The sequence below is a fragment of the Aquirufa sp. ROCK2-A2 genome (genome assembly GCF_054558485.1).
The window spans coordinates 387,936-399,366 of record NZ_JBPXKA010000003.1; the positions used below are offsets into that span (position 1 = coordinate 387,936).

General features: G+C 32.5%; 11 protein-coding genes and 1 tRNA gene. 3 read left to right on the forward strand and 9 right to left on the reverse strand.

The annotated features are described in order from the left end of the window. Positions 1-3: 3 nt before the first annotated feature. Positions 4-333 (reverse strand): ATP-dependent Clp protease adaptor ClpS, encoded by a 330-nt coding sequence (locus V7S76_RS07210; protein ID WP_459509383.1) that lies wholly within the window; start codon positions 331-333, stop codon positions 4-6. A 64-nt stretch (positions 334-397) separates the two neighbouring features. On the opposite strand from V7S76_RS07210, the gene V7S76_RS07215 reads away from it, so the two are divergent. Beyond that, positions 398-1,828, forward strand: coding sequence for a sodium:solute symporter (locus V7S76_RS07215; RefSeq protein ID WP_459509384.1), 1,431 nt, complete (start codon positions 398-400; stop codon positions 1,826-1,828). A gap of 146 nt (positions 1,829-1,974) precedes the next feature. On the opposite strand, the gene V7S76_RS07220 is transcribed toward V7S76_RS07215, so the two are convergent. The 3 genes from V7S76_RS07220 to V7S76_RS07230 form a co-directional block, all read right to left on the reverse strand. After that, positions 1,975-2,991 carry a zinc-binding alcohol dehydrogenase family protein gene (locus tag V7S76_RS07220; RefSeq protein ID WP_459509385.1) on the reverse strand — a complete coding sequence of 339 codons (1,017 nt, stop codon included), beginning with the start codon at positions 2,989-2,991 and terminating at the stop codon, positions 1,975-1,977. Positions 2,992-2,995: 4 nt separating this feature from the next. After that, positions 2,996-4,255, reverse strand: coding sequence for an alginate export family protein (locus tag V7S76_RS07225; protein WP_459509386.1), 1,260 nt, complete (start codon positions 4,253-4,255; stop codon positions 2,996-2,998). 525 nt (positions 4,256-4,780) lie between these two features. Then, the gene (locus V7S76_RS07230; RefSeq protein WP_459509387.1) at positions 4,781-5,287 is read right to left on the reverse strand and encodes a Crp/Fnr family transcriptional regulator; all 507 of its coding nucleotides are present in this window, start codon (positions 5,285-5,287) and stop codon (positions 4,781-4,783) included. A 213-nt stretch (positions 5,288-5,500) separates the two neighbouring features. Between V7S76_RS07230 and V7S76_RS07235 the strand changes: the two genes are divergently transcribed. Together V7S76_RS07235 and V7S76_RS07240 are read left to right on the forward strand one after the other, a co-directional pair. After that, entirely contained in the window at positions 5,501-6,082 is a 582-nt protein-coding gene (locus tag V7S76_RS07235) for a Crp/Fnr family transcriptional regulator (RefSeq protein ID WP_459509388.1), read from the forward strand. 51 nt (positions 6,083-6,133) lie between these two features. After that, the gene (locus tag V7S76_RS07240) at positions 6,134-6,886 is read left to right on the forward strand and encodes an SDR family NAD(P)-dependent oxidoreductase (RefSeq protein ID WP_459509389.1); all 753 of its coding nucleotides are present in this window, start codon (positions 6,134-6,136) and stop codon (positions 6,884-6,886) included. A gap of 35 nt (positions 6,887-6,921) precedes the next feature. Here the strand turns inward: V7S76_RS07240 and V7S76_RS07245 are convergent, their stop codons facing one another. The 5 genes from V7S76_RS07245 to V7S76_RS07265 form a co-directional block, all read right to left on the reverse strand. Next, entirely contained in the window at positions 6,922-7,617 is a 696-nt protein-coding gene (locus V7S76_RS07245) for a glycosyltransferase family 32 protein (RefSeq protein WP_459509390.1), read from the reverse strand. A gap of 150 nt (positions 7,618-7,767) precedes the next feature. Beyond that, positions 7,768-8,466, reverse strand: coding sequence for a glycosyltransferase family 32 protein (locus V7S76_RS07250; RefSeq protein WP_459509391.1), 699 nt, complete (start codon positions 8,464-8,466; stop codon positions 7,768-7,770). Positions 8,467-8,739: 273 nt separating this feature from the next. Next, positions 8,740-9,798 carry a polysaccharide pyruvyl transferase family protein gene (locus V7S76_RS07255; protein WP_459509392.1) on the reverse strand — a complete coding sequence of 353 codons (1,059 nt, stop codon included), beginning with the start codon at positions 9,796-9,798 and terminating at the stop codon, positions 8,740-8,742. Between the two features lie 259 nt (positions 9,799-10,057). Then, positions 10,058-10,888 (reverse strand): hypothetical protein, encoded by an 831-nt coding sequence (locus tag V7S76_RS07260; protein ID WP_459509393.1) that lies wholly within the window; start codon positions 10,886-10,888, stop codon positions 10,058-10,060. A 438-nt stretch (positions 10,889-11,326) separates the two neighbouring features. After that, positions 11,327-11,398: transfer RNA gene (locus tag V7S76_RS07265), tRNA-Glu, on the reverse strand. Between the last annotated feature and the right edge of the window lie 33 nt (positions 11,399-11,431).

The following is an 11,431-nucleotide window of genomic DNA, read 5'->3' on the forward strand; positions in this document are numbered from 1 at the left end:
CTTTTAAATTGATTCAATTTCAGCAGAAATACCCCTGCGACAAATTTCGTTTCTCATTTTTAGTAATTCTTCATACTCACCGTTTTTAACGGAGCATTTACCTTTAAAATGAATTTGAAGAGTGCATTGTTCTGCTTGTTGCTCGCTATGTTCACAAACTTCTATCAGCGTTGTAATAACATATTCAAACGTATTCACTTCATCATTGTAAACAATCAAATGATATCCGGGTAAAATATCCTCCTCGACCAATACTTCGGTATCCTCTTGCCACTTTTCTTTATTTTCAGAAGAAAAGCTGGAAAGAAAAAACTTATTAAGAAAGATTTGCATATTTTTGACTAGTTTTAAAAAACCACGTTATACAAATTTAAAAAAATAATTCTATTTAAATTCTATGTCGGTACAATTAGCAGGTGGAATTCTAGTTCTATATTTTGGTCTATTAATCGCAATTTCCTATTTCACTTCCAAAGGGGCTGATACTCATTCTTTTTTCACAGCGAATCGTCAATCCCCGTGGTGGTTAGTGGCTTTTGGAATGATTGGCACATCCATTTCTGGATTAACCTTCATTTCTGTGCCAGGTGCTGTAGGGAAAACTGATTTCACCTATTTTCAAATTATTTTAGGGCATTCCATCGGGTATTTAACCATTGCATTGGTTTTATTGCCACTTTATTATCGATTAAATCTTATTTCCATCTATTCCTATCTGGAAACAAGATTTGGTTTTTGGGCTTATAAAACAGGCTCTGCATTTTTTTTACTTTCTAGAACCATTGGCTCAGCTGCACGTTTATATTTAGCCGTTAATGTCCTACAAATAGCCATTTTTGAATCAATTGGTGTACCTTTTGCCGTAACTGTTTTTATCTCAATTTTACTTATTTGGGTTTACACACACAAAGGAGGAGTTCAAACAATTATTTACACGGATACCCTTCAAACTTTGTTTTTACTCGTTGCTTTGTTTATTACAATCTATTTGGTCAGCCAACAAATGCATTTGAGTCCTTCCCAATTATTTCACACCATTCAAGACAGTAAATATTCCCACATGTTTGAGTGGGATTGGAAAAACAAACATTTTTTTGGCAAGGATTTTTTAGCTGGAATTTTTATAGCCATTGTTATGACCGGATTGGATCAAGATTTGATGCAAAAAAATCTAACTTGTAAATCCATTGGAGAAGCACAAAAAAACATGTTTTGGTTTTATTGGGTATTACTTCTAGTTAATATTCTTTTCTTATCACTTGGTGCAATTTTATACATCTATTCCAATAACCAGGGAATAGCAATTCCTACTCAAACCGACAACCTTTACCCTTCTCTTGCTTTAGGAGGGCAATTTGGGACTTTAGCCGGTGTAACTTTTTTATTAGGTATCATTGCGGCAACTTACGCAAGTTCAGATTCAGCCCTTACAGCCTTGACGACCTCATTTTGCATTGATTTTTTGAGTATTGAAAAATTCAAAGAAAAGAAACGAATCAAACTGAAGAATTTTGTTCACTTAGGTTTTTCCTTTTTATTCTTTTTAGTCATTCTTTTATTCCATGTCTTTAACAATCAGGAATTAATAGCTGCTGTCTTTAATTTAGCAGGTTATACCTATGGGCCATTACTTGGGCTTTTTGCTTTTGGACTTTTCACCAAAATTCAAATAAAAGATAAATTAGTGCCCATCATTTGTATTTCATCTCCCATCATTACATTTATCTTGGAAAGTCAAACACAAGAATTGTTTGGCGGATTTGGCTTTGCCAAACTAATTGTCAATGGGTTGATTTGCTTTGGATTGCTTTGGGCAATTAGAAAATAGGGTGTAATAGGTAATAGGTAAGAGGTAATAGGTAAAAGGTAAGAGGTAATAGGTAATAGGTAAGAGGTAATAGGTAATAGGATTTTCTAACTTCTCTTTTCCAGTTTCCTCTTTTCTCTTTTCCAGTTTTCCAGTTTTCTCTTTTCTCAAACAACCACCACTGCCTTAATTACTTTATTTTCAGGTTTTGAAATATCAGCAAATTGTTCTGTTAGTTTGTCAAATGGGATTTTATGAGTAATATAAGAATTCAGATTTAACTTATTTTTCTGTAAACAATCAATCACAAATTCAAAATCTTCTTGGGTGGCATTTCGACTACTCATTAAAGTGCCTTCCTTTTTATGAAAATCTGGATGAAGAAATTTAATTTCACCTAATTGTAAACCAATCAAGGTATAATTACCCGCATGAGCCATATAATTAAAACCATTATTGATAGCTCCTAAATTCCCGGTTGCATCAATGACAATTTCAGGCATAGATCCTCGAGTAATATCCAATAATCGCAGCTTTATATCTTCTTTTCCATGGATAATATGATCGACCTGCCAATGATTTAGACAAAAATCCAATCGACTTTGGTTGAAATCTAAGGCAATTACTTGGGCTCCTTTGATTCTTGCAAAAGCCATTGCGGCTAACCCTATTGGTCCCGCTCCGATGACCAAAACTACATCACCTTGCTTGACTCCTGCCCTACGAATGCCATGAGCACCAATGGCCAATGGTTCCACCATTGCTAAGTAATCTAAAGTAAGATCATTGGCTTTAATTACATACTGCTTGGGAATTGACATATATTCAGTCATAGCGCCATCTGTATGTACTCCTAATACCTGTAAAGATGAACAACAGTTGGTTTTGCCAGAATGGCAAGCGGAGCAATGACCACAATGTAAATATGGAATGACGCAAACTTGATCCCCTACATGTAGTTCTTCTTCATTTTCATCCAATTCTACTACTTCTGCAGCAAATTCATGACCCAATACTCTCGGATAAGAAAAAAATGGCTGAGTACCTTCAAAGGCATGCAAATCTGTTCCACAAATACCTATTTGCTTAATTTTTACAAGAATTTCTCCTGATTTACGAATGGGTTTTTCAACCTGATTCCATTCAAATTTACCGGGCTCCCTACAAATTAATTGCTTCATCATATGTTTAAAATTTATAGCCACTCCTTACTGCAAAATAAAAAACATCTTTCCCTTTTCCTGTATCTTTTAGGTAATCGCCTGCTTCACAAACTCCTAATTCCAGTAGTCCTACCCATCTTTTAGAAAAATTAAAATTTGTTTCCAAGGTATAAATATTTCCAACACCTTTAGCTGATGATTCCAGAGAATGATTTGGTAATGGTCGCATGGGTGTCATATTGGGTGTGTAAATTCCATCAGCTAAACTTTGGCGAGTAACAAACGAAGCTCTTAATGTCATATTATAAAACTCATTAGGCTGAAATCTAATATAGGGACTTAAATTTAAGGTATTGCTAATGTTTAAACTTACGGTTTGTCCAAAAGGAGGACGGGCAAATAAGGTATTGAACGTATTGAGTTGATTGTCACCATAATCTCGATCACCTGGAACCCAATTTCCACTAAACCCTGCATAAAAAGAGTGATTCATTTGCCTTGATACGTCAAAAATAGTCATGAATGCCTGTATGCTTCGATCCTGAAAAGTACCAAATTGATAAACATTTTCAATCGAATATTGCCATTTATTAGGTTTAGAAAAGATTCGAAAGCCAATCGAATTTCGTTTTTCCTCTCCAATTCGAAATAGATATTCCCGCTTAGGACTTTGGAAATAAATCGAATAGAAATCAAATAAAAATGGTTGATGAAAATCGACATTACTAAGATAAATTCCCACCAAATGTTCTTTTGAGATCTCATCATCCCATACACCAGGTCTCATAAACATGGGTCTAACCCAAAAAGCATCAGCGGTGTAGTTGGCATTTTTAAATCGATAATGCAAACCCGCATGGGTCATTCGAGTATTGGGACCTTCCCTACCAGCCAAAAGTCGTTCTCCTCCAAAAATTTCTTCTTGCTTACCAAAGCGTAAAAAACTGTTTTTTGAAAGTGGAACCTCTAAAAATAGTTGCTGGAAAGCTAAAACATTTTCATCAGCTTGATTATTGATCGGATTATCATTGAAATACCTTTTCGTATGATTCAATTGTGTAAATAAACGAATGCGATTTTTCCATGAAACGGACACTTGCATTAAGACTCTTTGTAACAACTGATCTGGAGATTCATTGACGAAATTGGATGGTATTTCACCAAAATTGACATGGTCATAATGTTGAAAATAATACCTTAACTCCCCTCCTAAGGACATTTGAAAATCTTTACCTAATTGAATTCCTTTTAAAGGAAGCGACCAATGCTTGGAAGTCGTATCCATCTTCCATAATTTTTCATTATCGTCAGATCTCGATTTTCCAAAAAACTGCGCATTTATTTCATTTGAAAAAATGAGGAAGAACAAAATCAAAAAGAATACTGAAATTCTCAAAATCAACAATTTAATTTACTACAAAGGTAAACAATTTGGAATTTTACTATTTTTTAAATTTCCTCAAAACATGGAGGAACATTGATTAAAAGGAATACTATTTGGCAAAAACCTTCAATTTAAGGCAATAATCACACTTTCTTGTTGGAATAATAGTAAAATAACAACTATCCATTCTAAACAACAAATTCAAGATTTTTAAAAAAATTAAAAAAAAACAAGATTTTTTTAGAATTGTTGCAAAATCACAATTTTTGACGAAAAAAAAGGAAGTAGATTTGTTTAATCCTAACCAAGAAGGTAACCTTTCATAGGTTATTTGGGAAAAAGATTGATGATATAATTTAGAACACAGAACAATAAAGGTTAGACTTACTAAGTCTAACCTTTTTAGTTTTTATTCAAGTATGTGCTCTACTTCTCTTTGAATTTTTTGATCACTTTCGACAAATAAGTAACCTCTACGCCCAAAAATGAAGCGATATGTTTTTGACTAACTCGTTCCAAAAGATCTGGATAAAATTGTTTTAAGAAAAGATATTTTTGTTCGCTATTCAATGTTCTTAATAAGATGGTTTGATTTTGAAACTCGCATAAATTTTCCATCAATTCTACGATAGAAAACATGGCAAATCGATTACTTAAACCAATTAATTGTAAATACAATTTTTTACGGATTCCATAAACCACACAATCCTCCAAAGCTTCAATGGATTCATGGGATGGAATATCGTATTGAAAACTATTTACAGGCGTAACAAACTGTCCTTCATGAACAAACCAAGTGGAAACCTCAACCCCCTCTTTATCTGAAAATAAACGAACTAATCCTTTTTCGAGATAAAACATTTTATCACAAATTTCACCTTCATGAACTAAGATATCTCCTTTTTTTAATTTGACAGAGAATATCAAACTCATAATTTGGTCAATTATTCGAGTATCAAAATTATTTTTTAAATATGGGCTGGCTTTAAATCTTTCTAATAATTTCATAAAACTTAATGGTCAAGAACTTGCTATATTGTTAAAAAATCAAATTTATTTAAAATTTAGAATTAAATTGCAAACTAGAAAGATTAAAAAAAAATATTACACTTAATACAACTACTTTTAATAACACACTAGTAACATATGAGATTATCACAAAGGCTATTAGAATCGATGGGGAAAAATTCTGACTCATCACAAAAAATTGTTCAATTTATTCTAGACGCTGCATTTGCTCAAAAGCTCAAAAAAGGGGATAAATTATACAATTTAGGAAAAGTAGAGGACAAGGTATGTTACGTAGAAAAAGGGCTTTTGAAAAAATACACCATTGATGCCAAAGGGAAAGAGTATATCAATTGGTTTTCTATGGAAGGAGATTTTATTCTATTACCCAAAAGCTTTATCCGAGGAGAAATTAACGAAGAAGTAGTGGAGGCTTTGGAAGATTGCGTCATCTTTTCCATGCGAAAGGGCGTATTATTCAAAATTATGGAATACAATAATAAAATTTGCTTAACCATGGTAAATGAATTATTTGGTTACCTCTGTGTACTTCAAAACATTTGCATTTTCTTACGCTCTTTAGATGCATCCGAAAAATACACCTTTCTAAAAAGTTTTAATCCCAAATTAGTAAAGAGACTGAATCAAAAACAGCTAGCCAATTTTCTTGGGATTGATACCACCTATTTATCCAAAATACTTAAATCATTAAACGAATAGATATCAGCTTTTATCGTTACATTGAACTACATTTCTAAATTATAAACTCTCATGAATAAATTAATCAATAAAGTAGCCATTGTAACAGGTGGAGGTTCAGGTATTGGACAAGCCATTGCTATTCTATTTGCCAAAGAAGGAGCGAAAGTAGTTGTGGCAGATATTGATGACTTGGGAGGACAGAAAACAGTAGATAAAATTATTAGTCTAGGTGCTGAAGCCATTTACGTGCATTCAAACACATCAGAAGCAAAAGAAAATCAACTGCTAGTAGAAAAAACAATAGAAAAATTCGGTAAGTTAGATATCGCATGTAACAATGCAGGTATAGGAGGTTCTTCTCATCCAATAGCCGAATATCCTCTTGAAGATTGGGAAAAAGTCATATCTGTTAATTTATCAGGAGTGTTTTTTGGAATGAAATATCAAATCTCAGCCATGCTGAAAAATGGAGGTGGAAATATTATCAATATGTCATCTATCCTAGGTAAAGTTGGTTTTGCACAGGCAGGCGCCTATACTGCAGCGAAACATGGTGTTTTAGGACTTACAAAAGTCGCAGCTTTGGAATATGGCACTCAAAATATCCGTATAAATGCCATTTGTCCTGGATTTATCAAAACACCTTTATTGGATAAAAGTTTAAACGAAGATTCGATTGAATACATTGCTAGCAAACATGCCTTAAATCGTTTAGGAACGTCAGAAGAAGTCGCAAAACTAGCATTATGGTTAGCAAATGACGATTCATCCTTTGTTACAGGTGCTGAATACTTGGTAGATGGAGGATATACAGCACAATAAGCGTTATGCTATGAGTAGCTGGTATATTTATCGAATTAGATACCCAATAACCGTTTCACAAAATTTTTAAATTTTTGGAAGTTGGAAATCCAACTTCCTTCATAATGATGTATCGTAAATGTATTGGAGGTAATATTCAATTCCTTTGTTATCCATGATTTAGGACAAAAATATTCTTTCGGGTAAATGGCCAAGCTGGAAACCATTTGATATTCATCTTTATTTTCCAATCCTCTTTTTAGCAATAATTCGGTTAAATTCTGAGGCCCAGTTTTTAAATTCAAGGTATTATCAGGATTGATAAATTGAGTATTCTCGAAAATTTCCATCATATCTTTCATCAAAAAATTCCCTTTTAGAGAACCTAAAATTAATCCTGGTGCAACCAAATGATTATCTTCAAAACCTGTGAATGATTCATGAGAAAGAAAGCCGTCTAAATTTCTTAAAACTTCTACATCGGTATCCAAATAAATGCCCCCTTCTTCAAATAAAACTTTATAACGAAAGTAATCGGACACAAAAGCATACTTTTTTAATCGATAAGCTTGAGCCATATGTGGAATACAATTCACATCAAAATTTGATTCATCCCAACGTTTAATTTGGTAATCAGGCAGGTATTTTTCCCAACTTGCCAAACATTTTTTTCCTAAAGAAGTTAAGGGTTTTCCTCCAAACCAACAGTAATGAATGATTTTGGGAATTTGATTATCATTAATTATATCCATATTTGACAGAACCACAAGAATTTCCAAATTAAACAAAATAATCTAGAAATGAATTTTAACATATTTACTGGATGCACCAAAACTAGCAATAAAATACCAAATTGAGTAAATTCTACATGATTTGATTACCTTCCAAAAGATCCTATTTAATTAATTAAGTCCAAAAAACATTTTAATTGCATTTTTAAATTTTTGAAACTTAGAAACCCAACTTCCTTCAAAGTGATGAATTGTATAAGTATTTAAAGTAATATTTAATTCTTTGGTGACCCAGGATTTTGGACAAAAATATTCCCGAGGATAAATGGTAAAACCGTTAATTTCTTGATATTCATCCTTTATTTCTAAGCCACGCTGAATCAACAATTCGGTTAAATATTGAGGTGCAGTTTTTAAATTTAAAGTAGCATCTGTATTAATAAATTGTAAATTCTCATACATATGCATCAAATCAATTAAATGAATATTTCCTTTCACTGACCCCAAAATTGACCCAGGATTCACGAAATTGTAATCTTCAAAACATGAAAAAGCTTCTTTATCTAAAAAAGTATCCAGATTTCTTAGAACTTCAACATCCGTGTCCATGTAGATACCACCGTGCTCATATAACACCTTACATCGAAGGTAATCGGAAACAAAGGCGTATTTTTTTACTTGATAAGCTTGTGCAGTAAAAGGAATACCATTCACATCCAAATTTGATTCATCCCACCGTATAATTTGATAATCAGGCAGGTATTTTTTCCAACTCGCCAAACATTTTTTACCTAAAGGAGACAATGGTTTTCCACCTAACCAGCAATAATGAATTATTTTTGGAATAGATTCCTGCTTCACTGTTTCCATAGTTTGTTGTCTTCTATATCTAATTATTATTAATCAAATTCAATAAATAGTTTGAAGTGGATAGAAATCGATTTATAACTCTTAAAATCAGCGGATGGACAATATTTTATTAAAAGCTGAATTAGGGGAATATGAAAGAGTAGTTAGAATCTACAGAATAAATATAAATAAAATTAAAAAAAATGACTTATTGGTCTGTTGGGTTAAAAACGATAAATAAAGATTATGTGCTTAGTCCATCAAAATCTGCTAAAATGTATCTTTTGTTTGATGTCAAGTTAATTTGGCAAAAGTTTGAAATATATTTTGGGTCATATCATGCAAAGGTTTTTGAGGCTTTAGGATTTCTTCATCAAAATTGCTCAATTTCCGGGTACTTGGAAAAGCAATGCATTGACAGTCGTAAGAATATCCAACGATAAGTGCATGCATACGTCCGGAAAAAATAATTTCGGATGAACTAATGACTTCAACGAGGGATTCTAGATTTTTGGGAATGCTTACCTCCGCTTCAATCTTTAATTCAAGTAGTTTAGCTTGAATCTGTTGTAAAATTTCTAAGTCTTGTGAGGCCTCGGAAGTAGATAGTCCGATAAGATAACCTCTTTGATGCCAATTTTGAATACTTTTTATGATAAAATTAAAATAGTCAACTTCTTGTGAAATTGGCTCCTTTAAAGAAGGTTGGCTTCTATACACATCGTAATTGAGTGGAAAAAAAGTTATTTTATGGGTGATACGTGGACTTGCTGCCATAAACTTACTAATAGTAAAAGCCACATCGTGCATAAATTTACAAGAAACCCCAAAATCCTCTTGAAATCTTATGATGGAAGACGCATCTCTTAAATAAATTTCATCCACATATTTCAATGCACTTTTCACCATTATTTTGTCAAATATGCTCAAGCCATATCCATAACCCATTCCCAAGAGTATTTTTTTCTTTGATTTGATCCCGCAAGCCCATATCCAGAATGCAAAAGGATACATCCAATAGCCATCTATCAACGGTCCTCCACCAATCACCACCAAATCATAATTAGAATTTCGATGTTTTACAATCAGCTCCTTAAAATTCTGAAAAAACCAACGGGTCCTGTAAATCAATTTTAGAGGCAAATATTTCCTTATAGTCCTCAGAAAAAGATTTTTAGAGGTTAAAGATGCTTGTAGATTGTTATTAAGAGGTGGTATATACTTCCCTCTATACGACTGAAATGAAATATTGGCGTCTGGGAATTTATATAGAAGTAAATTATTCATACAAAATTCAATAGCATCGTCACCAATATTTTCCGTAAATGCATCGTCTATGACCAAAATTTTCATTTTCAAAATTGATTAATTTAAATTGAGAGTAATTAATATTTTAATTTAGAGTTGTTTGAAATAATTTATAGGTAATAATTTCGATCGCATTTTATAAGCTTTAGTAAATATTAGATACTTATAGACGTAGTTAGATATAAATCCTGCAAGAATTGAAAATTGATGGCAAAAGTAGTTCTATAATATGGTTAGTCTCTGTAATTTTGAGATTGAATTCCATTTTTTTGTTTTCAAAATAATGTCAATATTCTATTTATTCTTAGCTTAAAAAGTGGTTTAATTTCAATTCAATCGCATTCAACGGACTCTTTTTATGTTTATATTTCTCTAGTTGATAATAATGTATATCATTCAAGGCAGTTATTTTTTTGTAATGTAGATTCCCATATATTTGAGTCCTTTGAAAATTCAAATGATTGTAATTGAGTTTTACAGCATGAAGTGTTGGAGGATTATCGGAAGGCTTAAAAAGAACAATACTATTATTTTCATTTGTTTTGATAACTGTTTCGCAATAATCCCATGGTACCCAACAGCAATGCACCTTAGGATTTAATTGCCAAAATTTTGAAATCCACTCATATTCTGGTTTAAATTTTAACAAATGAGTGTGGACATCTTCCGAGTCTATATCACTGCTTTGATTCAAATTTAGCAAGTAAGTAAGCGCTTTCATGCGCCAATCAGGATGCGGAGAAATCTCATAACCTGTCAAATATTTTTGAACACCACTTATTATGGATGTTTCCTCATCGATATTAAATTTTTGGTGCAAAGCTTCCTGGAAAGCAGAGCCATTTAAATAAGTAATTAGTTCTTGAATCAGTGGATTTTGAATTTTTTGAAGCCGAAATGCCATTCCATACCCTTCAACAGGCATCCCTTTGATTTTATGGAAATTTTGGACTAAATTTTCTTTATATTCATGCCAATCATAGATACAACCTGGAAATTTTTTAATTATTTCGTACCCTTCACTAATCAGAGTTTCATATAGAGCATCTTGGTTTGGCAAGGGCTTGAAATGAATTTGCTTATCTCCTATTATTTCCTCGAAGTGTTCAGCAATAAGAAAATTTTTGATTAACAAATGTGGAAAAGGATTTTCTGCAAAAGGTTGGCTGATAATTTTTTCAGCTAGATAATCGAATCGGGAGTTCATATTTAATTAGAGCGATGAAATAATGCAAGAATAGAAACAACAGAAAATATTTAATTGAAATGTACATATAAAATCTGATTAGGTCACCCATTTAAGTCAATTTTAGCCTTAAAGATGGCCAAGATATGTACTTTTCAAATTGGCCAAAACAAATCAATACTAGAGAATTGCTATCGATTCAATTCCTGATTTAATTAAAAATGTCAAGAGAGCTACAAATAAGCATTTAGGGAAATTTGTCAATATTAAGTCAAAATACAATTTTACGGAAAACCGATTTGAAACAACTTAAAATTTAACAAAAACATTCGAATAAGCTAAAAACAAAAAAACCACTCGCCATGAGTGGTTTTTTGCCTACCTAAGTAGTCCGTACGGGAATCGAACCCGTGTTTCATCCGTGAAAGGGACGTGTCCTAACCCCTAGACGAACGGACCATTTTCCTTTATTGTGGCACAAAGGTAGATGTT

Excerpts from the sequence above, each read along its gene's own strand:
- V7S76_RS07215 (WP_459509384.1), top strand. The coding sequence starts at position 398 with ATGTCGGTACAATTAGCAGGTGGAATTCTAGTTCTATATTTTGGTCTA.
- V7S76_RS07245 (WP_459509390.1), bottom strand. The coding sequence starts at position 7,617 with ATGGATATAATTAATGATAATCAAATTCCCAAAATCATTCATTACTGT.
- V7S76_RS07240 (WP_459509389.1), top strand. The coding sequence starts at position 6,134 with ATGAATAAATTAATCAATAAAGTAGCCATTGTAACAGGTGGAGGTTCA.
- V7S76_RS07210 (WP_459509383.1), bottom strand. The coding sequence starts at position 333 with ATGCAAATCTTTCTTAATAAGTTTTTTCTTTCCAGCTTTTCTTCTGAA.
- V7S76_RS07235 (WP_459509388.1), top strand. The coding sequence starts at position 5,501 with ATGAGATTATCACAAAGGCTATTAGAATCGATGGGGAAAAATTCTGAC.
- V7S76_RS07250 (WP_459509391.1), bottom strand. The coding sequence starts at position 8,466 with ATGGAAACAGTGAAGCAGGAATCTATTCCAAAAATAATTCATTATTGC.
- V7S76_RS07220 (WP_459509385.1), bottom strand. The coding sequence starts at position 2,991 with ATGATGAAGCAATTAATTTGTAGGGAGCCCGGTAAATTTGAATGGAAT.
- V7S76_RS07225 (WP_459509386.1), bottom strand. The coding sequence starts at position 4,255 with ATGGATACGACTTCCAAGCATTGGTCGCTTCCTTTAAAAGGAATTCAA.
- V7S76_RS07255 (WP_459509392.1), bottom strand. The coding sequence starts at position 9,798 with ATGAAAATTTTGGTCATAGACGATGCATTTACGGAAAATATTGGTGAC.
- V7S76_RS07230 (WP_459509387.1), bottom strand. The coding sequence starts at position 5,287 with ATGAGTTTGATATTCTCTGTCAAATTAAAAAAAGGAGATATCTTAGTT.